A 23,827-nucleotide genomic window follows, 5' to 3' on the forward strand; every position below is an offset into this window, starting at 1 on the left:
TTCCATCTTGTGAAAGCCTGCGGACAAGCCCTCAGAGCGAGGGGCGCAAGACGTGGCCGGCATAGGCCAGCGCCAGCCGCTCCACCGCCTGTTCGGGCGGCAGTTCCTCGCTTTCGCCGGTGCGCCGCGAGGTGAGTTCCACCACCCCGTTCCTGAGGCCGCGCGGCCCCACGGTGATCCGCCAGGGCAGGCCAATGAGGTCCATCGTCGCAAATTTGCCGCCCGCCCGCTCGTCGCGGTCATCGTAAAGCGGCTCCAGCCCCAGCGCCTCGAGGGACGCGTAAATCGCCTCGCAGGCGGCATCGGCCTCTGCGTCGCCCTGCTTGAGGTTGACGATCCCGGCATGGAAAGGCGTCACGCCCTCGGGCCAGATGATACCCCGCTCGTCATGGCTTGCCTCGATGATCGCGCCGACAAGGCGGCTCACGCCGATCCCGTGGCTGCCCATGTGGACCGGAACGGCCTTGCCATCCGGGCCTTGGACGTTGGCGCCCATCGGATCGGAATACTTGGTGCCGAAATAGAAGATCTGCCCCACCTCGATGCCGCGCGCCACGCGGCGACGCTCTTCGGGGATGGCGTTGAACAGCGCCTCGTCATGGGTCTCGTCGGTGCGGGCGTAGCGCGAGGTGAATTCCTCGAGCACGGCGCGGCACTGCGCCGGATCGGCATAGTCGATCACCCGCTCGCCGAACCGCAGATCGGTGATGGCACTGTCATAGAACACCTCGGATTCACCGGTCTCGGCGAGGACAAGGAATTCATGCGTGTCGTCGCCGCCGATGGGGCCGCTGTCGGCGCGCATCGGAATCGCCTGGAGCCCCATCCGCTCATAGGTGCGCAGGTAGCTGACAAGGTGGCGGTTATAGCTGTGCAGCGCGTCCTCTTTCGTGAGGTCGAAATTGTAGCCGTCCTTCATCAGGAATTCGCGGCCGCGCATCACGCCGAAGCGCGGGCGCACCTCGTCGCGGAATTTCCACTGGATATGGTAGAGCGTCAGCGGCAGGTCGCGGTAGCTGCCGACATGGGCACGGAAAATGTCGGTGATCAGCTCCTCGTTGGTGGGACCATAGAGCATGTCGCGCTCGTGCCGGTCACGGATGCGCAGCATCTCGGGACCGTAAGCGTCATAGCGCCCGCTCTCGCGCCAGAGATCGGCCGATTGCAGCGTCGGCATCAGCATCGGGATATGACCCGCGCGCACTTGTTCCTCGTGGACGATGTTTTCCAGCTTGCGCAGAACCTTGAAGCCCAGGGGCAACCAGGAATAGATGCCTGCGCTGGCCTGCTTGATCATGCCGGCGCGCAGCATCAGGCGATGGCTGGCGATCTGCGCCTCGGCGGGGGTCTCCTTGAGGACGGGCAGGAAATAGCGGCTCAGTCGCATGGGTGGGCCTTTTGGCTGGGGGCGGAAACTCGCCGCGACTTCTAGACGGGAACAGCCGGGGGGGCAAGGCGGCGCGCGCCCGGCCCCGGCCCGCGCGCTCAGACGAAATCGATCATCAGGTCCAGCCCCGCCGTGCTTGTGACCCCGACCAGTTCGAATGAATCCGCCCCGAAATCAAACGCCACGTTCCCCGACACGCCGAGCGCGGCGAAGGTCGTCACCACCTGCGCCGCGGTCAGGCTGCCCGCCCACAGGTCGCTGTCGAGTGCCAGCCGGTCGCCCTGTCCGGCGCTGAAGCCCTGGAAAAGATCCACGCCGCCGCCGGTGTTGAAGACGAACGTATCCGCCCCCGTCCCGCCCCAGAGCGTATCGGCCCCGGCCCCGCCATCCAGCCGGTCATCGCCCCCCGCGCCGAAGAGCAGGTCATTGCCCGCGCCACCAAAGAGCGTGTCATTGCCCAGCCCGCCCGAGACGGTGTCATTATCCGCGCCGCCATCGAGCAGGTCATCGCCGATGCCGCCGCCAAGCTGGTCCTGCCCGGTGCCGCCGAGGAGCGTGTCGTTCCCGGTGCCCCCCCAAAGCGTGTCGAGACCTGCGCCGCCGTCGAGCAGATCATCGTCGTCACCGCCGCCCAACAGGTCGTTGCCGCCGTCGCCGCGCAACGTATCACTGCCGCGCCCGCCCCAGATCTCGTCGGCCCCGAGGCCGCCTTCGGCAGAGTCATGGCCGTCGAAAAGGCCGATCGTGTCATTGCCCGCGCCGCCGAGGGCCGTGTCATTGCCGAGACCGCTCCAGAGTTCGTCGGCCCCGTCGCCCCCGTCGAGCAAATCGTCATTGGCCCCCCCGCCGAGCGTGTCGTTGCCGGCCCCTCCTTGGAGCGTGTCGTTCCCGCCACCACCCCAAAGCTCGTCCCGACCAAGGCCGCCGTCGAGCAGGTCCGCCCCGCCGCCGCCGCCCAGAAGATCGTTGCCGTCGCCGCCTCGAAGCGTATCATTTCCCGCCGCGCCAAAGAGATCGTCATCGCCCTCGCCGCCGATCAGGCTGTCGTTGCCCGTGCCGCCGCCAAGCTGATCCGCGCCGGCACCGCCATCGAGCGTGTCATTGCCATCGTTGCCAAAGAGCGTGTCATTGCCGCGCATCCCGAGCAGGTGGTTGGCACCGGCATTGCCCGCCAGCAGGTCCGCGCCGTCGCCAGAGACGATATTCTCGATCTGTGCAACGTCGAAGCTGAACCAGTCCACGCCGCCAACCTGCGCCGCACCGCCCGTGATCGCAACATTGCCGCTGACCGCCGCGAGGTTGAGCCAGTCGGTTCCGCCATTGGTATCGGAGATCACGCGCCGCCCTGCGTCATGGGCGGCAAGCGTCAGGAACTCGTCGGTGAAGTGATAGGTGTCGTTGGCATCGACGGCGGCCCCGTAGGCGTCGATGCGGATCGAGTTGATGAAGGACAGATCGACTTCGAAATTGTCGGCAAGCTGCACTGTCCAGGTGCCCGCCGACAACTCGCCGAGCAGGTGGTCGATGCCGAACACCCAGCCGAAGGGGATCGGCTCCTCGATAAATGGAGACGCCCCCAATACCTGGATCTCGGTGCCCTCGGGCGAGACCAGCGTGACGGACAGATCGCCGATGAACTCGACATCCATGAAGATGGTCAGCGCCACATGCTCGATCTCGACATTGCCGCTGACCGTGATGTCAAAGCTGCGCCCTGCCGGATCACCGTCGGGCAACAACGTGTTCACGGTGCGACTACCCGAGGCCACCGCCTCGTTGGCGGAGGTGCGGGCCTCCTCGAAAAGGTGCCAGACCTCGGCCATGCGCACCGAATTGAAGGCGTTGACCATGCCGAAACCGTAATCGATCGAGATGTGATTGCCGCCACCGTTGAAATTGCTTGCCCCGTTGACCTGCCATGGCCCCACCTCGAAGCCCGACGGCCCCTGTCCGAGATCGGAGCCGGTCAGCGTTGCGGATTGCGCGAGGATGTTCTGCACGTCGCGCCAGCCCAGCCCCGGATTGGCCTCGAGCATGAGCGCGATCACACCGGAGGTGACCGGGGCCGAAGCCGAGGTGCCGCCGAAGATATCGGTGAAATCGCCCGGAACGTCGCCTGCCGGGCCGGTCACATCGGTGGACACCGAGGCGGCGGGGGCGGTCACGAGAATGTTCGTTCCGAAATTCGTGAAATCGCTGGTGTCGCCGTCGCTGTCGGTCGCGGCCACGCTGATCGTGAAGCGCGAGGAATGGATGCCGTCCCCGGCATTATTGAGGCCATCATTGCCGGCCGACTGCACGATGATCGTGCCGAGCCCGCCGCGGCCATTCTCCACGGTATCGGCGTGAACATCGTTCAGAAGCTGGCTGAAGCTGATCAAGAAGGGGTTGTCGCTGATCAGGTTCTGGCCCGGAAAGAAGAAAGGCGCACTTCCCCAGCTGTGATTGACGATGTCGAAATTCGTCTGTTGTCCGGCCACGTGCAGGAACGCGTCCAGATCGCCGTTGATGAAGCCGAACACCGTCGGGTCGAAGATGTCCACCCCGGTGATGGAGGCCCCGTGCGCCACGCCCACGCCGCCCACGCCGTTCCATTCCGCCGCGATCAGCCCGGCAACAGCGGTGCCATGGAAATCGGGGGTGCCGGGCACCACGGTGACGTTGAAGAAATCCGTGACCTGACGTGTGCCGTCGTAATTGCCATCGAGATCGACATGCGTCGCCTCGACCGCGCCGTCATAGACTCCGACCGAGACACCCGCGCCGGTATACTCGTTCCAGATGGTCTCGATATCGCCGAGGAGCGGGAAATGCCACTGGTCTGCGAAAAGCGGGTCGGTCGGGGTGGCCATTGCGGGGAAATCCTTCTGATCTGGTAAAGTTTGCTATTTCGTGCCCGCGTCGGGCAAGGGCGTGTGGGTGTGAACCGCAAAGACCCGGCCCTGCATGCAGCGCGAGCGCGCCGCCCAATCGCCGGTGAGACGAAAGCGCAGACCGTCACGGAATATCCCGCGCGGCGCGTTTTCAAGCGTGACAGGACCAATCCCGTCGGCATGAAACAGAACACAGACCGCGCCGCGCCCGGTCACGACACCCTCTATCGCCTCTTGGGAATGCGTGGTTTGCGCCACGGCAGCAACCGCGGGCGAGAGCGTGAGGGCCATGATGGCGATGAAATGACAATGGCGCAGCACGGAACTTGCGTATCCAGAATTCAATTTCTGAACGGATAAACCCGGAGACTGCGGAAAGCAAAGCCAAAAAGGACATGGACCACGAGTGAGGGCCCGCGCGCGGTTTGACCGGCGCGCAGGCTTTGGTCTTGATCCGTGACGCCAGGCACGCGAGATAGGAGGGGAACGCCAAGAAGGGGATGCCGATGGCCCTGCCGGTCCGCGAACAGCTAACTTACTGGAGCATCGCGGCAGCGGTGGGGCTGGCCGTGCTCTGGGCCTTGGGCGATGTGATCCTGCCGTTCGTGCTTGGCGCGGCGGTGGCCTATTTCCTCGATCCGATCGCCGATCGGCTGGAGCGGATGGGTCTGGGGCGCGCGGCGGCGGTTGCGGTGATCACGCTGGTGGCGATGCTTGTCTTCGTCATCGCCGTGCTCATGATCATCCCGACAATCGTCAATCAGGCGGTGGCGCTTTTCGATATCGCGCCGCAGCTTGCCCGCGATCTTCAGAGCTTTCTGAGCCAGCACTTTCCCTCGCTCTATGAGCCGGGATCGGCGCTCAACCAGTCGCTGCAATCCCTTGGCGAGACGATCCGCGAGCGCGGCGGGCAGTTGCTCGAGACCGCGCTCAGTTCCGCCGCCTCGCTGCTCAATATCGTGGTGCTGCTGGTCGTGGCACCGGTGGTCGCGGTCTATCTGCTCTACGACTGGGACCACATGATCGCGCGCATCGACCATCTTTTGCCGCGCGATCATGCGCCAACCGTCCGGCGGCTGGCGGGCGAGATTGACGCGACGCTCGCCAGCTTCATTCGCGGTATGGGCACGGTCTGCCTGATCCTCGGCACGTATTACGCCGTGGCCTTGATGCTGGTGGGGCTGCAATTCGGCCTCGTTGTGGGCGCGGTGGCGGGGCTGGTCACGTTCATTCCTTATGTTGGCGCATTGCTGGGCGGCGCGCTGGCGCTTGGCCTGGCGCTGTTCCAGTTCTGGGGAGACTGGTTCAGCATCGCGCTGGTGGCGGGCATTTTCGCCTCGGGTCAGGTGATCGAGGGCAATTTCCTCACGCCGCGCCTTGTCGGCTCGTCGGTCGGGCTGCACCCGGTCTGGCTCATCTTCGCGCTCTCGGCCTTTGGCACGCTTTTCGGCTTTGTCGGGATGCTGGTGGCGGTGCCGGTGGCCGCAGCGCTTGGCGTCATCGCACGCTTTGCCATCGCCGAATATCAGAGCGGACGGCTCTATCGCGGGCTGGATGCACAGTCCGGCGACCGGGGCGACGGATGAACACGCGACAACTCAGCTTCGATCTGCCCGCACGAACGGCCCTGGGGCGCGAGGATTTCTTCGTCTCGCCCGCCAATGCGCAGGCGGTGGCCCTGATCGAGGGCTGGCACGACTGGCCCTCGCGCAAGCTGTTGCTGGCGGGGCCAAGCGGCGCGGGCAAGACCCATCTGGCGCATGTCTGGGCGGGGCTGTCGGGCGCGCGGATCGTTTCCGCCGGGGCGTTGCCCGGGGCCGATATTCCGATGCTTGCCACCGGCCCGGTGGCGGTCGAGGATGCCCATGCCATCGCCCGCGACCGTGCCGCCGAGGAGGCGCTTTTCCACCTGCACAATCTTGTGCTGGCCGAGGGTCATGCCCTGCTGATCACCGCGCGCGAGGCCCCCGCGCTCTGGGGCCTTGGTTTGCCCGATCTGGCCAGCCGGATGGCGGGCACGCTGATGGAACGGCTTGGCCCGCCCGATGATGCGCTGTTGGCGGCGCTCCTCTCCAAGCTCTTTGCCGACAGGCAGTTGTCGCCCACGCCCGACACCGTGCCCTATCTCGCGCGGCGGATCGAGCGCAGCTTTGACGCGGCGCATGAGGTGGTGGCGGCACTCGACGCGCGCGCGCTCGACAAGGGGCGCGCGATCACCCGTGCGCTGGCCGCCGAGGTGCTGGACAAAGCCGCGCGCTAGCGCCACTTTGACCGTCATTGAACCGTTACACGCCGTCGCCATAAGGCCGTCATGACCCAATCCGATTTCCTCAAATCTCCCGTCCCCGCCCCGGTCGATCTGCCCGATCTCGACATCACCGGGCCGGGCCGGTTCTTCAACCGCGAGCTGAGCTGGCTTGGCTTCAACTGGCGTGTGCTGGAAGAGGCGCAAAACCCGCGCGTGCCGCTTCTGGAACGGCTGCGCTTCCTGTCGATCTCGGCCACCAATCTGGACGAGTTCTACAACGTGCGCGTGGCGGGCCTGCGCGAACTGGCCAAGGCGGGCAACACAACGCCCGCCGCCGACGGGCTCAGCCCGGCCGAACAGCTTGTGCTGATCAACGAGAACGCCCGCAAGCTGCTCGAGTCGCAACAGGAGACGTTCGAGACCCTTCGCGCGGAGATGGAGCAGGAGCGGATTTCCATTCTCGCGCATGAGGCGCTCGACGAGGCCGACCGCGCCTATCTCGACGAATACTTTCTTCATGACGTCTTTCCGGTGCTGTCCCCGCTGGCCATCGACCCGGCGCATCCCTTTCCCTTCATTCCCAATCTCGGCTTCGTTCTGGCCCTGCAACTGGAACGCAAGGCAGACCGCCGCCCGCTTCAGGCGCTCTTGCCGATCCCGCAGCAGATCGACCGCTTCGTGAGCCTGCCCGCCGCCGAGGGCGCGCATCGCGCGCTGCCGCTGGAGGAATTGCTGCTTTTGCATCTGCACAGCATCTTTCCCGGTTATCGCTATGTCGGCCACTGTGCCTTTCGCGTGCTGCGCGACAGCGATCTCGAGGTCGAGGAAGAGGCCGAAGACCTTGTGCGCGAATTCGAGGTGGCGCTGAAGCGCCGCCGCCGCGGCGAGGTGGTGCGCATGAAGATCACCGCAGGTGCCCCCGAGACGCTGCGCGAGGTGATCATGGAGGAACTCCACGTCCGCCCCGACGAGGTGGTGGAGGTGGAAGGCATGATCGGGCTGGCCGATCTCAAGGAACTTGTGCTCGACGCGCGTCCCGACCTGCTCTGGCCGCCCTTCACCCCGCGTGTGCCCGAGCGGGTGCAGGACCATGGCGGCGACATGTTCGCCGCGATCCAGCAAAAGGACATGTTGCTGCACCACCCCTACGAGACCTTCGACATGGTGGTGCGGTTCCTGCAACAGGCGGCGCGTGATCCGAATGTGCTGGCGATCAAGCAGACGCTCTATCGCACCTCGCGCAACTCGCCCATCGTCGAGGCGCTGTGCGAGGCCGCCGAGGACGGCAAATCCGTCACCGCGCTGGTGGAGTTGAAGGCCCGTTTCGACGAGGCTGCCAATATCCGGCAGTCGCGGCGGCTGGAGCGCGCGGGCGCGCATGTGGTCTACGGCTTTATCGACCTCAAGACCCATGCCAAGATTTCCACCGTTGTCCGGCGCGAGGGCGACAAGCTTGTGACCTATACCCATTACGGCACCGGCAACTATCACCCGATCACCGCGCGCATCTATACCGACCTGAGCTTTTTCACCTGCGATCCCGCCCTGGGCCGCGACGCCACCAAGGTGTTCAACTATCTCTCGGGCTATGCCGAGCCGGAAGGGCTGGAAAATCTCTCGATCTCGCCCAAATCGCTGAAACCCCGCCTGCTCGAGCTGATCGCCCGCGAGGCCGATCTTGCCCGCGCGGGCAAGCCCGCCGCAATCTGGGCCAAGATGAATTCGCTGGTCGAGCCGGATGTGATCGACGCGCTCTATGCTGCCTCCGAAGCGGGGGTCAGGATCGACCTCGTGGTGCGCGGCATTTGCGGGCTGCGCCCCGGCATCAAGGGGCTGTCGTCCAATATCCGCGTCAAATCCATCATCGGGCGGTTTCTGGAACATTCGCGCATCGTCTGTTTCGGCAATGGCGCGGGGCTGCCGTCGAAAAAGGCGCGGGTGTTCATCTCTTCGGCTGACTGGATGGGGCGTAACCTCAACCGCCGTGTGGAAACGCTGGTCGAGACGACCAATCCCACGGTCAAGGCGCAGATCGTCTCTCAGGTCATGGCCGCGAACATGGCCGACGAGGCGCAAAGCTGGATCATGTCGCCGGATGGCAGCTTTGTTCGTATCCCCGTGCCCGAGGGTGAATTCGCCTTCAACTGCCACCGCTTTTTCATGGAAAACCCCTCGCTCTCGGGGCGTGGCTCGGCCGGTGCGGCGGATGTGCCCAAACTCACCCATACCGACGATTGACCCGGGTGCGTGCCTGTCGCATAGACGGGATGCAAACCGGCAAGGCAGGCGATGGACGGCGTGAACGATCCCGCAGAGCAACCTGACGGCCCCTTTGGCCGCCCGCTCTTCGACAGCCCCGAGGCGCGCGCTCTCTCTCGCGTGGGGGTGGTCGATGTCGGCTCGAACTCGGTGCGCCTTGTGGTGTTCGACGGCGCGGCGCGTAGCCCGGCCTATTTCTACAACGAAAAGATCATGTGCGGGCTGGGCGCGGGCCTCTCGGTCACCGGGCGGCTCAATCCCGAGGGGCGCACGCGCGCTCTCGCGGCGTTGCGACGCTTTGCGCTTCTGGCCGAGGGCATGGAGACCGGCCCGCTGAGCGCCGTGGCCACGGCGGCGGTGCGTGAGGCCGAGGATGGCGAGGCATTCCGCGCCGAGGTTCTGCGCGAGACGGGCATACGCCTCTTTGTGATCGACGGACCCGAAGAGGCGCGCCTCTCGGCGCAGGGCGTGCTGCTGGGCTGGCCGGGGGCTTACGGCCTTGTCTGCGACATGGGCGGTGCCTCTATGGAACTGGCCGAGATCAATGGCGGGCGCGTCGGGCGCTGCGTCACCTCCGCGCTGGGGCCGCTCAAGCTGCGCGACATCAAGGGCGGCCAGAAGGCGCGCCGCGCGCATATCCGCGCCACGCTCGACCGACTGCGGGCCGATCTCGGCGAGCAGAAGAACCGGCTCTTTCTTGTCGGTGGCTCGTGGCGCGCTTTCGCCCGCATCGACATGGCGCGTCGCGGTTATCCGCTGCATGTGCTGCACGAATACCGGATGAGTGCTGCGGATGTGCGCGCCACCATCAAGCATATCGAAAAGACGCCCCCCGAGGCCTTGCGCGCGCAATCGGGCGTGTCGTCGGCGCGCATCGCACTGGTGCCCTTTGCCGCCGAGGTGCTGCGCGAGGTGGTGAAGACCTTTCGCCCGCATGACATCGCCATTTCCAGCTACGGGATCCGCGAGGGTCTGCTTTACGAGCAGATGCCGCAGGCCCTGCGCGACCGCGACCCGCTGATCGAGGCCTGCCGCTTTGCCGAGGCCAAGGATGCGCGCCTTCCGGGGTTTGGCCGGGTGCTCTACAATTTCATCCTGCCGATCTTCAAATCCGTGGGAGAGGAGCGTCTGCGCCTCGTCAAGGCCGCCTGCCTGCTCCATGACGTGAGCTGGCGCGCCCATCCCGATTACCGCGCCGAGGATTGTTTCGACAACGCCACCCGCGCCAATCTGGGCGGGTTGAAACATGCCGAGCGGGTGGTGCTGGGCCTTGCCCTGCTCTACCGCTATTCCAACAAGCGCGAGGGAACACGCTTTGACACGCTCGCCGGGCTGATCACCGAGCGCGAGCGCCACGAGGCTGAGGTTCTCGGCCGCGCGCTGCGCTTTGCTGCGATGCTGTGGCTCAAGGACAATGCCCATCTGGGCGAAATGCGCTGGTTCCCCAAGCGCAAGGTTCTGGAACTGCGCCTCTCGCCCGAGGCCGCCCCGCTCTTTGGCGAGGTGGCGCGGGCACGCTTTGGCGCGCTCTGCTCGGCGCTCGGGGCGCAGGCCGATATCCGGCTGCCCGCAGCCCGGTTGTGATCTCCCGCGCGCCTCTCTAGGGTCGCGCAAAACCGCGACCAGAGGACAGGACATGCAGAAAAGACCGCTGGGGCGGACCGGGATCGACGTGAGCGCGCTTTGCCTTGGCTCGATGACATGGGGTGCCCAGAACACCGAGGCCGAGGGCCACGCGCAGATCGACCGCGCCCTTGCCGCAGGCATCAATTTCATCGACACCGCCGAGATGTATCCCACCGCGCCGGTCACCCCCGAGACGCAAGGCCGCACCGAGGAAATCATCGGCACGTGGTTCGCGCGCTCCGGGCGACGCAACGAGGTGATTCTTGCCACCAAGATTGTCGGCGCGGGTGTGGCTCATATGCGCGGCGGCGCACCGATCACGGGTGCCGCCATCACCGAGGCGATCGACGGTTCGCTGCGCCGTCTGCAAACCGATCATATCGATCTTTACCAACTGCACTGGCCCAATCGCGGCAGCTACATGTTCCGCCAGAACTGGGCCTTTGACCCGTCGGGCCAGAACCGCGAGGAGACCCGTGCGCACATGCAAGAGGTGCTCGACACCCTGCAGCGCGAGGTGGATCGCGGCCGCATTCGCGCCTTTGGCCTCTCGAACGAGAGCGCATGGGGAACCGCCGAATGGCTGCGTCTGTCCGAGGGCGGGGCGGGACCGCGCGTCGCCTCCATCCAGAACGAATATTCGCTGATGTGCCGTCTTTACGATACCGATCTGGCGGAATTGAGCGTCAACGAGGATGTGGGCCTGCTGGCCTTCTCGCCGCTGGCGGCGGGGCTCTTGTCGGGCAAGTATCAGGGTGGCGCGCTGCCCGAGGGCTCGCGCATGACGATCAACACCGATCTGGGGGGCCGCAAGGGCCCGCGCGCCTTTGCCGCCGTCGAGGCCTATCTTGGCGTGGCCGCGAAACACGGGCTTGACCCGGTGCAGATGGCGCTTGCCTGGTGCCTGACCCGGCCCTTCCTGTGCGCGGCCATTTTCGGCGCGACCAGCCTTTCGCAGCTTGACCGCGCGCTCGGCGCGGCGGAGCTGACGCTTGGTGACGAGGTGCTGGCCGATATCGACGCCGCGCATCGCGCCCATCCCATGCCCTATTGAGCCGCGCCCATTGGCCCCTTGCCCGTGCCCCCGCCCCGGCGTATAGCCCCGCCCTGACCCCAAAGGAGCCAAAGCGATGCAAGGCAGCGCCAATCTCAACGTCATGCTCAAGGCCGCGCGCAAGGCCGGGCGCTCGCTTCTCAAGGATTTCGGAGAGGTCGAGAACCTTCAGGTGTCGATGAAGGGTGCCGGCGATTTCGTGAGCCGCGCCGATATCGCCGCCGAAAAGATCATCAAGTCCGAACTGACCTCCGCACGCCCCAATTATGGCTGGGCCGCCGAGGAAGGCGGCGAGGAACCGGGCACCGACCCCACCCGCCGCTGGATTGTTGACCCCTTGGACGGCACCACCAATTTCCTGCACGGCCTGCCGCATTGGGCGATTTCCATCGCGCTTGAGCACAAGGGCGAGGTGGTGTCGGGCGTGATCTATGACCCGATCAAGGACGAGGCGTTCTTTGCCGAGAAGGGCACCGGTGCCTGGCTCAACGAGACCCGACTGCGTGTCTCGGGGCGCAACAAGATGATCGAGGCGATCTTTGCCACCGGCCTGCCCTTTGGCGGGCGCAGCGACCTGCCCGAAACCTTGCAGGATCTCGCGCGCTTGCTGCCCGCCTGCGCCGGCGTGCGCCGCTGGGGGTCTGCCGCGCTCGACATGGCCTATGTGGCCGCCGGGCGTTATGACGGCTTCTGGGAGCGGCGCCTCAACGCCTGGGACCTGGCCGCCGGTGTCATCATCGCACGCGAGGCGGGCGCGCTGGTGGAGCCGCTGACGCCCGGTGGCAACATCCTCGGCGATGGCGAGGTGATCGCCGCCAACGAGAAGATTTTCGACAAGTTCGCCCGTGTGATCCGCAACGAGGCGTGACAGGCCGCGCGGCGCGTGGCAATTATCCCGATGTCACGGACACGGGAGAGCGGTCATGCGCCTCGATCACCTCGCAGTCGCGGGCAAGAGCCTGGATGAGGCGGCGGCCCATCTCGAAGCAGCACTCGGCCTGCCGTTGCAGCCGGGCGGGGCACATGCGCGGTTCGGCACCCATAACCGGCTTCTGGGGCTGGAAGACGGGCTTTATCTCGAGGCCATCGCCATCGACCCCGCCGCCCGCGCACCGGATTGCCCGCGCTGGTTCGATCTCGACCGGCTGACGGGCCCGCCGCATCTGCGCACCTGGATTGCCCGCGTCGATGACCTTGACGCCGCTCTGACCCGCCACCCCGAGGCAGGGCAACCACTTCAGCTTGAACGCGGCGATCTGCGCTGGCGCATGGCGGTGCCCGCAAGCGGCGTGCTGCCCTTCGACAATCTCTTTCCCGCGCTGATCGAATGGCAGGGAACGGCGCATCCGGCGCAGCGTCTTGCGCCCTCGGGCGCGCGGCTTGTGCGGCTCGTCATTACCCACCCGGACGTGGCGGCGTTGCGCGACGCGCTGTCCGGGCTCACCGACCGGCGCGTGGTGGTCGAGCCCGGCGCGCCCGCGCTCCGGGCCGAGATCGCCACGCCCCATGGGCTGCGCGTGCTGTCATGATGCTTCGCCCGGCCACGAATGCGGACATCCCGGCGATCCTTGCCATCTGGAATCCGCTGATCCGGGATACGTCGATCACCTTCACCACTGTCGAAAAGACACCCGACGCACTCGCCGCCGATATCGTCACGCGCGGGTCGGCCTTTCTCGTGGCCGAGACCGGCGGCGCGCTCCTCGGTTTTGCCAGCTACGGCCCGTTCCGCAGCGGCCCCGGCTATGCCCATACCGCCGAGCACACGGTGATCCTCGGTGCGGGCGCGCGCGGGCGTGGCATCGGACGCGCGCTCATGGCACGGCTCGAAGAGGTGGCGCGCGCGCAGAGCATTCACGCGATGATCGGAGGCGTCAGCGGCGAGAATCCGGGGGCCATCGCCTTTCACGAGGCGATCGGTTTCGACCGCGTGGGCCATTTGCCGCAGGTGGGGCGCAAGTTCGGGCAATGGCTCGATCTGGTGCTTTTGCAGAAAACCCTGTGACGGTTTGCACTGACACTGCCTGCGTTCCGCGATAGTCTGCGCCCATGTCGATCTGGACCCGCATCACCGAGGCGCTTCAGGCGCTCGCCAAGGGCGAGAGCCTGTCCCATGTGTTTGACCTTTTGCGCACCCCGCCCGAGCGCAGCGTCGCCTTCACCATCGCGGTGATCGCGCTTTCGGCCAAGATGGCCAAGGCCGACGGCCAGGTGACACGCGACGAGGTCACGGCCTTTCGCGAGGTGTTCAGCATTCCGCCCGAGGAAGAATCGAACGCCGCCCGCGTCTTCAATCTCGCGCGGCAGGACGTGGCCGGGTTCGAGGATTACGCCGCGCGCATCGCGCGCATGTTCGACGGTGCCCCCGAGACGCTGTGCGACCTGATGGAGGGGCTGTTTCACATCGCCATGGCCGACGGGATCTATCACCCCAACGAGGATGCCTTTCTCGAACGGGTGGCCGGGATCTTCGGTCTGCCAGAGCCGCAATTCCGCGCCCTGCGCGCCCGCTTCGTGCCCGATGCCGCGCCCGATCCGTGGTCCGTGCTTGGCGTGACGGCGGATATGCCGATGGCCGAAATCCGCGCCGCCTGGCGGCAGATGGTGCGCGATTGCCACCCCGACCGGTTGCAGGCGCGCGGCATCCCCGAAGAGGCGGTGCGGCTGGCCGAAAAGCGCCTCAAGGATATCAACCGCGCCTGGGAAGAGATCAACGCGGCGCGCGCCTCTTAAAACCGTCACTCATCTGTCCTATATGCGCAGCATGAAACGTCTTGCGCTTATCGTGACCCTTGCCCTTGCCGCACCGCCCGCCCTGGCGCAGGAGGGCGAGGGGCGCTCGCTCATGGAAGAGGGCGCGCGCCTCTTCTGGGAAGGCATCCGCCGCGAGATGGGCCCGGCCCTCGACAGTTTGCGCGAACGCGCGGATGAGGTGGAACCGGCGATCCGTGATTTCGTGGAGCGGATGGGGCCTGCCCTCTCGGATATGATGGACCAGATTGGCGATCTGAGCGCCTATCACCCGCCCGAGGTTCTGCCCAATGGCGACATCATCATCCGCCGCAAGACCCCGCAGGAGCTCACCGACGAGGTGCCCGGGGGCGAGGTGGAAATCTAGCCCCGCGACCCCAGCACAGCGCCGGGGTTCATGATCCCCAAGGGATCAAGCGCCGCCTTGATCGCGCGCATCGCCCCAAGTTTGACCGGATCGCCGTAGCGCTCGAGATCGTCCACCTTGAGCCGCCCGATGCCATGCTCGGCGCTCACTGACCCGCCCATCTCGTGCACCAGATCGTGCAGCGCGCGCTTGATCGCGTCGCGCTCTGCCATGTGGTCGGCGCGGCTCCGTCCCGGCATCGGAAAGATGTTGTAATGCAGATTGCCATCGCCCAGATGGCCGAAACAGTTGATGCGGAAGTCGCCGATCCCATTGATCACCTCGCGCCCGCGTTCGATGAACTCCGGGATCACCGAGAGCGGCAGCGACATGTCATGCGAACTGACCGAACCGATCCGCCGGTTGGCCTCGGGTGTCTGCTCGCGCACCTCCCAGAAGTCGCGCCGTTGTGCCTCGGACTGCGCAATCAGCCCGTCGCTGACCAGCCCTGCCTCCATTCCGGCGGCAAACAGTCCTTCAAGGGCCGCCGCCGGGTCAAGCCCGCGCGCCAGCCCCACATCGACCAGCACGAACCATTCGGGACGCTCGGCAAAGGGCTGCCGTATCCCTGGCAGTGTTTCGGCGAGAAACTCCAGCCCCTGCCGGTGCATCAACTCGAACGCGCTCACCCCCTCGCCCAGGTGGTCGCGCGCAAGGCTCAGCAGGTCGAGCGCCGCGCGCGGGCTCTCGACCACGAAAAACGCCGTGCCCTCAGCGGCAGGCAGCGGCGCAAGGCGAAGCGCGGCAGCGGTGATCACGCCCAGCGTGCCCTCCGAGCCGATCATCAGGTTGCGCAGATCATAGCCGGTATTGTCCTTGCGCAACCGCTTCAGCCCGTGCCAGATCTGACCGTCGGGCATCACCACCTCCAGCCCGAGGCACAGATCGCGCGCATTGCCATAGCGCAGCACGTTGACCCCGCCCGCATTGGTGGCCAGAAGCCCGCCGATCCGCGCCGAGCCCTTGGCCGCGATGGAGAGCGGAAAAAGCCGTCCCGCCCCGCGCGCCACACCGTGCACCTCCTCAAGGATCGCGCCCGCCTCGACCACGATCACGTTCTCCTCCGGCCAGAGACCGCGCACCGCGCGCATCCGCTCGAGGCTCAGGATCACAGGAACCGCCCCGCCGGGACATATCTGCCCGCCGACAAGCCCGGTGCCGCCGCCATAGGGCACCACCGGCACGCGCGCCGCGGCACAGGCCCGCACCACCGCCGCCACCTCTTCGGTGCTGCCCGGTGCCACGATCATGCCCTGGCCCTGCCAGCGCCCGCGCGGCTCCTCAAAGTAGCGCGGCGCGGCCTCGCGCAGGGCGCCGGGCGATACCGCCAGGGCGGCCAGAAACTCGGGTGTGGCGGATATGTGGCTCATGGCTCTTCAGATATCACACCGGGGGCGCGGGGAAAGCCCCGGTTTCATCGTTCCAAAAATACTCATGTCCCTGTCAGAGCTTCGATGAGATCACGCCGGTGTTGAAGCCGCCCATCCGCAACTCGCCGAAAAGCCGCTGATATTCGATCTTGGGACAGCGGTTCATCACCACATCGACGCCGCGCGCGCGTGCCATTTCGGCAGCGCCCTCATGCTCCACCCCGATCTGCATCCAGACCGTGCGCAACCCCGGAAACGCCGCCAGCGCCTCCTCGACGATGGGCGGCACGTGCTCGGACCGGCGGAAGATATCGACCATGTCGACACCCCCCTCGATATCGCTCAGCCGTGCCACGACCTTTTGCCCGAACAGCGTCTCGCCGGCATGGCCCGGATTGACCGGCACCACCTCGTATTTCTTGAGACTGAGGTAGCGCGCCACGTAATAAGAGGGCCGCACCGGGTTCATCGAGACCCCGACGACCGCCACGCGCCGCGTGCGGGTCAGGATCTCGCGCAGAAGGGAATCGCTGTAGGTTTCGCTCATGGCATGCAGTCAATCACGGCTTGGCCCAGGAAAAAAGCGCCCAAGTTAAAACTTGGGCGCCAGTCGCGGAACGAGGGACAGTGATACGAAGCACCGAGGTTCCGTCTACGGCGCTTCTGGGACAGATATAGGTCCGATTCTCATTGTAAAAAGGGTTTGTAATACGCGTGTGACCGGCGCGTGAGCGGACTCAGTCAAAGATATCCTCGATCGCGTCCCACATCTCCGAGAGCATACGCTGTTTGAAGCTTTTGCGTTTTTTCGGCTTTTTGCGCGGCTTCGACGGGACCACCGGCCTTGACGCTGGCTGTGCGGGAGCAGCGCGATTTTCAATCGGCAGCGACTTCATCTCGCGCAGCGGCGCGCCGCAACTGGAACAGGACAATTCGTGCCGCGCCCGGTCGAGCACAAGCGCGGCGCGCGTGCCGCAATAGCAACAGGTGGCGATCTTCGGGGTCATGCCCTCTCATATCGGTTCCAGCCCCCGGATTTCCACCCCCGAGGTCGCAAACCGTCGCGCGCACGGGCATTACATGTTAGAGTTGCATCATTCACAACAGGAGAGATTTTCCCGATGCAAGACACATCCCCGCGCGACCTGCCGTTCCGCATCGACATCAAACGCGTTCATCTCGCCGTCGGCTGGGTCGCCTTCGGCTTGCCGCTCTCGTTGCTGGCCCTCGGGTTGCTGGTGCCGACGATCTGTTTTTATGCCTCGATCAGCCATTTCTACTTCAGCCCGATAGGCGGCGATCTCTTCGTGGGGATGCTGAGCTTTGTCGGTCTTTTGCTGCTTTGTCTCTATTCGTTCGACATGGCGGGCTGCGACGGGGCGCTTGGCTGGCGCTGGTATGACGTGGCCCTGATCCGGCTCGCCGGGATCGCGGCGCTGCTGGTCGCCTTCGTCCCGACGCATGGCTCGGGATGCGTTTTCAAAGCCGGCCAGGTGCCCCGCGCCTTTGTCGGCGAGGCCCTCGGCTCGGAGGATTTTCCGGTCCGGCCCGAGCCTCTCGATGCGGTCTCGGGGGCCCCATCATTTGATTTCTGGGGCGTCCTGCTCGGTCTGGACCGGATCCGCGACAGCCTTCTGGACTGGGTCCACAACATCGCCGCCGGTGTCATGTTCCTCATCCTTGCCTATGTGGTGCTGCGCGTGTTCACCCGCGTCAATTCGCGGGACGCACTTTGCGAGGGCAATCGCAAGGATCTGCGCAACCGCTGCTATCGCGCCCTCGGCCTTGTCATCCTGGGCGCGGTCGCGGTGCTCGCGCTCAAGACGGCGCTCTTTTCGGAGGCAGAGACCTTTCTGCGCATCTGGAACGGGTTGCGCCTGACCTTCGTATTCGAGGCGCTGGCGCTCGCGGCGTTCGGGCTGGCCTGGATGATAAAGGGGCGCTTCCTGCCCTATTTCGAGGACCGGGTTTACCCGCGTGCGGCATAGAGCGCCACAGCGGCGGCGTTCGAGACGTTGAGCGAGCCGAAGGCACCGGGAAAGTCGACCCGCACCAGCGCATCGACGCTTTCCCGTGTCCTTTCGCGCAGGCCCGGGCCCTCGGCCCCCAGCACCAGCGCCACGGGCCGGTCGCGGCGGCCCTCGAGCGCGGTCTCGATATCCGTCTCCGCCTCACCCGCCAGCCCCAGCACGAGATAGCCCATGCCCTGCAACTCGGTGATGGCATCGGCAAGGTTGCGCACCCGCAAATAGGGCTGCCGTTCGAGCGCGCCGCTCGCGGTCTTTGCCAGCGCGCCGGTTTCGGGCGCGGCATGGTGGCGGGGTGCGATCACCGCGCGGGCGCCGAACACCTCGGCCGAGCGCAGGATCGCGCCCACGTTATGCGGGTCCGTCACCCGGTCAAGGAGCACCAGACGCGGCGCGCCGGGCCCCGCGCGCAGCGCGACATCGGCAAGGCTCCCCCAGTCGAGTGGCTTGACCTCGAGCGCGGCACCCTGATGCACCGAAGCCGGATCGAGCGGCGCGGAAAAGCGGCGCGGGTCGGCGATTTCCGGCTCCATCCCGCTTGCCGCGATGGCCTCTGCCAGCTTGTCGGCGGCGTTGCGCGTGACGATGAGACGCAAACGTTCGCGGCGCGGATTTTCCAGCGCGTCGCGCACCGCGTGCAGACCGAAGAGCCAGACCGTCTCGGCGCTTGCCACCTTTTTCGCCTGTTCCTTGTCGATCACCCAGCGGGGTTTCTTCATCGCGCGCGCCTTTCCTGTCAGGCGCGGGCAATCGCATGGCCCCGCGCCCCAAGGCAAGCGATTTTCCGGTTGACGCCCCCGCGCCCCGATTTTAAGAGGCCCGATACGTGGGCGACAGGCCGCAAGGTGTGGCAGGGGACTGTAACTCCCTCGCGGAGACGCACGCTAGGTTCGATTCCTAGGTCGCCCACCACTTTCCCCCTTTCTGAGCACGCCCCGCCGCACCTATACTGCGCGGCAAAAGGCGGGGGCAGAGGCATGGCGAAACCGGCCAAACCGGGCGCGTTCAACATCGTGATCGTCGCGCAGGGCGGGCGGCTGCAATACGAGGCGGTGATCTTTGCCGCCTCGCTGCGCGCGATGTCGCCGGGTTTCGCGGGGCGTCTTCTTGTGGCCGAGCCGCAACCGGGGCCGCTCTGGCCCAACGATCCGCGCATCAAGGGCGACGAGACGCGCGCGCTGCTCGAGGGGTTCGGTGCCGAGATCGTGCCGTTCGAGAACCGCTATTTCGGCCATGCCTACGCTTACGGCAACAAGATCGAGGCGCTTTTGTCGCTGCCCGAAGGGGAGCCGTTTGTGTTCTTCGACACCGATACGCTGGTGACGGGGGAGGTGGCGGATGTGCCCTTTGATTTCGCGCGCCCGACCGCGTCGCTGCGGCGCGAAGGGACATGGCCGCAGATCGAGCTTTACGGCCCCGGTTACGGCGCGATCTGGAAATCGCTCTATGACCGGTTCGGGCTGGATTACGAAAGCTCGCTCGATCCGGGCCAGCCCGACGAATACTGGAAGCGCTACCTTTATTTCAATGCGGGCTTCTTCTTTTACCGCTGCCCGCGCGTCTTCGGGCGGCGGTTTCTGGATCATGCGGTGGCGATCCGCGATGATCCGCCGCCCGAACTTGTCTGCCAACCGCTCGATCCTTGGCTTGATCAGGTGGCGCTGCCGCTGGTCATTCACGGGCTTGGCGGCGGGCGCGATACGCTGCCCGAGGGGCTGCTCGACGGGGCAGTGACCTGTCATTACCGCACGCTGCCGCTGCTTTATGCGCGTGAAAGCGATCATGTGGTGAAGGTTCTTGAGGGCGTGACCGCGCCCCACCGGATCAAGAAGGTGCTCAAGGACTACGAGCCGATCAAGCGGATGATCTATCAGGGGCGGGGCGCCAAGGTGCGCGCGCTTTTCGACCGAGAGAACCTGCCCGTCCGCGAACAGGCGATCCGCAACACGATCAAGCGCAACGGGTTCTGGATGCGGTAAGGGTCGTGCGCGAGTGCCCGTCATCCTCGGGCCTGTCCCGAGGATCTCCCCGTCACCCGTCATCCTCCGGCTTGACCGGAGGATCTCCCTGCCCCAGAGATCCCCGCTTTCGCGGGGATGACGAGGGACGAGAGGAGGCGGACAGCATGTTCAACCGACGCTTTCCACCTGTGTGGGGATGACAGGTGCGCGCCCTCACCCCGCGAACACGCCGTCCATATCGGCAAAGCCCTTCACCTCGATCGGGTTGCCGCAGGGATCACGAAAGAACATGGTCCATTGCTCGCCCGGCTCGCCCTCGAACCGCACCGAAGGCGGGATCACGAAATCCACCCCCGCCGCCTCGAGCCGCACGGCCAGATCACGCCAGAGCGTAAGCGGCAGCACCACCCCGAAATGCGGCATCGGCACCATGTGCTCACCCACCTTGCCGGTGGCCTCGGTCGCAAAGGGCGTGCCCAGATGCAGCGACAGTTGATGACCGAAAAAATCGAAATCCACCCATGTTGCGGTCGAGCGCCCCTCGACCGCGCCCAGAACCCCGCCATAAAACCCCCGCGCCGCGTCGAGATCGGTCACGTTGATCGCCAGATGAAACGGATTTGCCATGTCTCTTCTCCCCGTGCCCGTTGCGTGGCCCGCCCCGATGCCGTAACCCGGAACCCACGTATTTCGCAAGGAGGAGCGCCCCATGGCCTATGGTTTCAACACATTGCAGATCCACGCGGGCGCACGGCCCGACCCGGCGACCGGCGCGCGGCAGGTGCCGATCTATCAGACCACGGCCTATGTGTTCCGCGATGCCGAACACGCGGCGGCGCTCTTCAACCTGCAAGAGGTGGGCTATATCTATTCACGCCTGACCAACCCGACTGTGGCTGCGTTGCAGGAACGCGTCGCCACGCTCGAGGGCGGGGCAGGGGCGGTGTGCTGTTCCTCGGGTCACGCGGCGCAGATCATGGCGCTCTTTCCGTTGATGGGGCCGGGGCTTAACGTGGTGGTCTCGACCCGGCTTTACGGTGGCTCGATCACGCAGTTCAGCCAGACAATCCGGCGCTTCGGCTGGTCCGCCAAATTCGTCGATTTCGACGATCTGGACGCCATTTCCGCGGCGATTGACGAAAATACCCGCGCGGTGTTCTGCGAATCCATCGCCAATCCGGGCGGCTATATCACCGCTCTCGACGCCGTGGCGGCGGTGGCCGACAAGGCGGGCCTGCCGCTCATCGTGGATAACACCTCGGCCACGCCATATCTCTGCCGCCCGATCGAGCACGGGGCCACGCTGGTCGTGCATTCCATGACCAAGTTCCTGACCGGCAACGGCACGGTGACGGGGGGCTGCGTGGTGGATTCGGGGCAGTTCGACTGGTCCGCCTCGGGCAAGTTCCCCTCGCTCAGCGAGCCGGAACCCGCCTATCACGGGCTCAAGTTCCACGAGACCTTCGGGCCGCTGGCCTTCACCTTCCACGGCATCGCCGTGGGCCTGCGTGATCTGGGCATGACGCTCAACCCGCAGGCGGCGCATTACACGCTGATGGGGATCGAGACGCTCAGCTTGCGGATGCAGCGCCATTGCGAGAATGCCGAACGGATCGCAGGCTGGCTCGAGCAACATCCCGCCGTCGAGGGCGTGACCTATGCCGGGCTGAAATCCTCGCCCTATCATGACCGGGTGGCGCGCATCTGCCCCAAGGGCGCGGGCGGGCTCTTCACCGTGGCGCTCAAGGGCGGCTATGACGCCTGCGTGCGCTTTGTCGATTCGCTGGAGTTGTTCAGCCATGTGGCCAATCTGGGTGATACCCGCAGCCTTGTGATCCACTCCGCCTCGACCACGCACCGGCAATTGACCCCCGAGCAGCAAAAAGCCGCCGGGGCCGCACCCAACGTGGTGCGCATCTCCATCGGGATCGAGGATGCCGAGGACCTGATGGCCGATCTCGATCAGGCACTGGCCAGGGCGGGCGGTTGAGCGGGCGCGCTTTGGTTAACGAGATGTGACCGGGCGGACGTGCGGGCGACGACTCGGCGGCGGATTTGCCTGATTAACAAGGGCGATGAGGCCGTTTTGGGCCTTCGGTATCGCGTCGGTGCGGATCGGCTTGCGGGCTGGGTTAACGCGGCGCGCGCTTGGGCCGGGGATGCGTCATCCTCCGGCTTGACCGGAGGATCTGTTGGCGTGGTCTGGTCTGCAAGAGATCCTCGGGTCGGGCCCGAGGATGACGGGGAGAGCGGGCGGCGGCGGTCAGTCATCGGGGAGCGCGTCGAGGCGGCGCTTCGCCTCGGTGATATGCGGATGATCCGGCGGCAGGGTGGCGCGGAAGATGGCGCGCGCCTGTTCCAGCATGGCGCGCCCTTAAGCCACGCGACCGGTCTCCCCTAGAAGGCTGCCGAGGTTGGTGAGGTCGATGGCATAGGCCGGATGCGCCTCGCCGACGGTCGCGCGGGCGATCTCCAGCGCCTCGCGGTAGAGCGTCTCGGCCTGTTCAAACCGACCCAGCGCCCGCACCACGTTAGCAAGGTTGTTCAAATGGATGGCATATTCCGGATGCCTATCGCCTAAAGTCGCGCGGTCGATCTTCAGCGCCTTGCGGAGGAGTCTCTCGGCCTCCTCATACCGATCTTGCAACCGCACCACGCCCGCGAGGTTGTTGAGACCGCTAGCAAAGTCTCGGTGCCCCTCGCCGACGGTCGCGCGGTCGATCTCCAGCGCCTCGCGATAGAGCGATTCGGCCTCCTCAAGCCGTCCCTGCGCCCGCACCACGCCCGCAAGGTTGTTGAGGAGGATGGCATCGTACGGGTACCCCTCGCCGATGGTCGCGCGGTCGATCTCCAGCGCCTCGCGATAGAGCGCCTCCGCCTCCGCATACCGCCCTTGCGCATCAAGTGTCAGGGCGTGCTCATTCAGGGCTGTGGCGATCTGCTCTTGCGTGCCTTCATTGCGGGCTAGGGCAAGCAGGTCCGCCCCGTGGCGATGGGCAGTGTCGAGCTGACCGGCGCGCCACGCATATTCCCGCGCCTTGAAGATATTGTCGAATTCCGGGACCAGCCTTGCCGCTTTCGCATAGTGCTGCGCGGCGTCAAGCCAGCGCAGCTCGGCCTCGGCCACCTCGCCCCGGCCACCGGCGGCGCGGGCGGCGTCCTGCACGGCCAGATCGTTGCGGGCCTCGATCTCGGCGAAGATGTTATCGGCAAGGGAATAATCGGCCTTCGCCAGTGCCGCCTTTGCCTCGGCGATGCGATCCGCACCGATCTGGTTGGCTTCGCGGTCAAGCAGGGCCTCAAGATCGGTGATGCGCTTGCGGGCCTCGGCAAGGGCGGCGTCGGGGTTGGTGATCTGGGATTCGAGTTCGGCGATGCGGGCGCGCAGCTGTGTTTTCCCGGCCTCGTTGGCCTCGGCCAGTTCCTGCTCGAGATCGGCCTTGAGGTCGCGGCACAGGCGGATGAATTCGGCCACGGTAAGGGCGGGGCCGTCCTTGGCCTGCGACGGTTTGATCTGGTCGATGGTTCTGGGATCGAGTGCCACGGGGTTCGGTTTGGAGAAGGGCCATTTGAGAAAACCCATGGCCACACCCAGAAGGTAAGCCAAACCAGCGGCTGCGCTGAGTTCCAATGCGTAAGTCCGCAGAAACAACAAGACCGTGTCCAACATTACAAAGCCGCCCGAATGACCCGTGATGCACCATATCCGGTCGCGGTGATTTGGGAAGGGCCAAGGCTGGTGCCCTTCTGGCTTGATTCCGCGCGGGGGACACGTGACGGATGCTCGGATCAGGCCATGTCCCGATGCCTGTCCGGACCGGCGGGCGGGCGCGTTAGGGGCGCTGCCCTCTTTGCCTCGGCGGGA

The 23,827-nt window shown here is 65.8% G+C and carries 22 protein-coding genes and 1 tRNA gene; 14 read left to right on the forward strand and 9 right to left on the reverse strand.

Going from position 1 to position 23,827, the window contains the following annotated elements; all coding sequences use genetic code 11:
• Window positions 1-31: 31 nt before the first annotated feature.
• From proS to ACSSV8_RS09695, 3 genes are all read right to left on the reverse strand, one after another.
• Window positions 32-1,387 (reverse strand): proline--tRNA ligase, encoded by a 1,356-nt coding sequence (proS, locus tag ACSSV8_RS09685; protein WP_454282299.1) that lies wholly within the window; start codon window positions 1,385-1,387, stop codon window positions 32-34.
• A gap of 98 nt (window positions 1,388-1,485) precedes the next feature.
• Window positions 1,486-4,239, reverse strand: coding sequence for a S8 family serine peptidase (locus ACSSV8_RS09690; RefSeq protein ID WP_454282300.1), 2,754 nt, complete (start codon window positions 4,237-4,239; stop codon window positions 1,486-1,488).
• A gap of 33 nt (window positions 4,240-4,272) precedes the next feature.
• The gene (locus tag ACSSV8_RS09695; protein ID WP_454282301.1) at window positions 4,273-4,581 is read right to left on the reverse strand and encodes a hypothetical protein; all 309 of its coding nucleotides are present in this window, start codon (window positions 4,579-4,581) and stop codon (window positions 4,273-4,275) included.
• Window positions 4,582-4,766: 185 nt separating this feature from the next.
• On the opposite strand from ACSSV8_RS09695, the gene ACSSV8_RS09700 reads away from it, so the two are divergent.
• The 10 genes from ACSSV8_RS09700 (at window position 4,767) to ACSSV8_RS09745 (ending at window position 14,565) form a co-directional block, all read left to right on the forward strand.
• The gene (locus tag ACSSV8_RS09700; protein WP_354538593.1) at window positions 4,767-5,846 is read left to right on the forward strand and encodes an AI-2E family transporter; all 1,080 of its coding nucleotides are present in this window, start codon (window positions 4,767-4,769) and stop codon (window positions 5,844-5,846) included.
• Window positions 5,843-6,520, forward strand: coding sequence for a chromosomal replication initiator DnaA (locus ACSSV8_RS09705; protein ID WP_454282302.1), 678 nt, complete (start codon window positions 5,843-5,845; stop codon window positions 6,518-6,520). Before ACSSV8_RS09700 ends, ACSSV8_RS09705 begins: the two co-directional genes overlap by 4 nt.
• 51 nt (window positions 6,521-6,571) lie before the next feature.
• Window positions 6,572-8,746, forward strand: a complete 2,175-nt coding sequence (locus ACSSV8_RS09710) for an RNA degradosome polyphosphate kinase (RefSeq protein ID WP_354538595.1) — start codon at window positions 6,572-6,574, stop codon at window positions 8,744-8,746.
• Window positions 8,747-8,797: 51 nt separating this feature from the next.
• The gene (locus ACSSV8_RS09715) at window positions 8,798-10,351 is read left to right on the forward strand and encodes a Ppx/GppA family phosphatase (RefSeq protein ID WP_454282303.1); all 1,554 of its coding nucleotides are present in this window, start codon (window positions 8,798-8,800) and stop codon (window positions 10,349-10,351) included.
• A gap of 52 nt (window positions 10,352-10,403) precedes the next feature.
• A complete protein-coding gene (locus tag ACSSV8_RS09720) occupies window positions 10,404-11,447 on the forward strand; it encodes an aldo/keto reductase (RefSeq protein ID WP_454282304.1) in 1,044 nt (347 codons plus the stop codon).
• Window positions 11,448-11,523: 76 nt separating this feature from the next.
• Window positions 11,524-12,315 carry an inositol monophosphatase family protein gene (locus ACSSV8_RS09725; protein WP_354538598.1) on the forward strand — a complete coding sequence of 264 codons (792 nt, stop codon included), beginning with the start codon at window positions 11,524-11,526 and terminating at the stop codon, window positions 12,313-12,315.
• Window positions 12,316-12,370: 55 nt separating this feature from the next.
• Complete coding sequence (locus ACSSV8_RS09730) at window positions 12,371-12,976, forward strand: VOC family protein (RefSeq protein ID WP_454282305.1); 606 nt, start codon at window positions 12,371-12,373, stop codon at window positions 12,974-12,976.
• A complete protein-coding gene (locus ACSSV8_RS09735; RefSeq protein ID WP_354538600.1) occupies window positions 12,973-13,452 on the forward strand; it encodes a GNAT family N-acetyltransferase in 480 nt (159 codons plus the stop codon). Before ACSSV8_RS09730 ends, ACSSV8_RS09735 begins: the two co-directional genes overlap by 4 nt.
• 44 nt (window positions 13,453-13,496) lie before the next feature.
• The gene (locus tag ACSSV8_RS09740; protein ID WP_454282306.1) at window positions 13,497-14,180 is read left to right on the forward strand and encodes a TerB family tellurite resistance protein; all 684 of its coding nucleotides are present in this window, start codon (window positions 13,497-13,499) and stop codon (window positions 14,178-14,180) included.
• Window positions 14,181-14,211: 31 nt separating this feature from the next.
• The gene (locus ACSSV8_RS09745) at window positions 14,212-14,565 is read left to right on the forward strand and encodes a hypothetical protein (RefSeq protein WP_454282307.1); all 354 of its coding nucleotides are present in this window, start codon (window positions 14,212-14,214) and stop codon (window positions 14,563-14,565) included.
• Here ACSSV8_RS09745 and ACSSV8_RS09750 read toward each other — a convergent pair.
• The 3 genes from ACSSV8_RS09750 to ACSSV8_RS09760 form a co-directional block, all read right to left on the reverse strand.
• Window positions 14,562-15,974: an FAD-binding oxidoreductase gene (locus tag ACSSV8_RS09750; RefSeq protein WP_454282308.1), complete on the reverse strand. Its 1,413-nt coding sequence runs from the start codon at window positions 15,972-15,974 to the stop codon at window positions 14,562-14,564. The two genes, ACSSV8_RS09745 and ACSSV8_RS09750, sit on opposite strands and share 4 nt — an antisense overlap.
• A 73-nt stretch (window positions 15,975-16,047) precedes the next feature.
• On the reverse strand, window positions 16,048-16,521 hold the full coding sequence (locus ACSSV8_RS09755) for a CoA-binding protein (protein ID WP_454282309.1): 474 nt from the start codon (window positions 16,519-16,521) through the stop codon (window positions 16,048-16,050).
• A 190-nt stretch (window positions 16,522-16,711) separates the two neighbouring features.
• Window positions 16,712-16,981 (reverse strand): hypothetical protein, encoded by a 270-nt coding sequence (locus ACSSV8_RS09760; protein ID WP_454282311.1) that lies wholly within the window; start codon window positions 16,979-16,981, stop codon window positions 16,712-16,714.
• Between the two features lie 114 nt (window positions 16,982-17,095).
• Between ACSSV8_RS09760 and ACSSV8_RS09765 the strand changes: the two genes are divergently transcribed.
• Window positions 17,096-17,962, forward strand: a complete 867-nt coding sequence (locus ACSSV8_RS09765; protein ID WP_454282312.1) for a hypothetical protein — start codon at window positions 17,096-17,098, stop codon at window positions 17,960-17,962.
• Here the strand turns inward: ACSSV8_RS09765 and rlmB are convergent.
• Window positions 17,944-18,720 carry a 23S rRNA (guanosine(2251)-2'-O)-methyltransferase RlmB gene (rlmB, locus tag ACSSV8_RS09770; protein ID WP_454282313.1) on the reverse strand — a complete coding sequence of 259 codons (777 nt, stop codon included), beginning with the start codon at window positions 18,718-18,720 and terminating at the stop codon, window positions 17,944-17,946. The two genes, ACSSV8_RS09765 and rlmB, sit on opposite strands and share 19 nt — an antisense overlap.
• Window positions 18,721-18,829: 109 nt before the next feature.
• Between rlmB and ACSSV8_RS09775 the strand changes: the two genes are divergently transcribed.
• Window positions 18,830-18,913: transfer RNA gene (locus ACSSV8_RS09775), tRNA-Tyr, on the forward strand.
• Between the two features lie 65 nt (window positions 18,914-18,978).
• The gene (locus tag ACSSV8_RS09780; RefSeq protein WP_454282314.1) at window positions 18,979-19,980 is read left to right on the forward strand and encodes a hypothetical protein; all 1,002 of its coding nucleotides are present in this window, start codon (window positions 18,979-18,981) and stop codon (window positions 19,978-19,980) included.
• Window positions 19,981-20,175: 195 nt separating this feature from the next.
• Here ACSSV8_RS09780 and ACSSV8_RS09785 read toward each other — a convergent pair whose 3' ends face one another.
• Entirely contained in the window at window positions 20,176-20,589 is a 414-nt protein-coding gene (locus tag ACSSV8_RS09785; protein ID WP_454282315.1) for a VOC family protein, read from the reverse strand.
• A gap of 82 nt (window positions 20,590-20,671) precedes the next feature.
• Between ACSSV8_RS09785 and ACSSV8_RS09790 the strand changes: the two genes are divergently transcribed.
• Window positions 20,672-21,952: an O-acetylhomoserine aminocarboxypropyltransferase/cysteine synthase family protein gene (locus ACSSV8_RS09790; protein ID WP_454282316.1), complete on the forward strand. Its 1,281-nt coding sequence runs from the start codon at window positions 20,672-20,674 to the stop codon at window positions 21,950-21,952.
• 384 nt (window positions 21,953-22,336) lie between these two features.
• Here the strand turns inward: ACSSV8_RS09790 and ACSSV8_RS09795 are convergent, their stop codons facing one another.
• A complete protein-coding gene (locus ACSSV8_RS09795) occupies window positions 22,337-23,593 on the reverse strand; it encodes a tetratricopeptide repeat protein (RefSeq protein WP_454282317.1) in 1,257 nt (418 codons plus the stop codon).
• Between the last annotated feature and the right edge of the window lie 234 nt (window positions 23,594-23,827).

The organism is Roseovarius sp. MBR-79, from assembly GCF_053628555.1.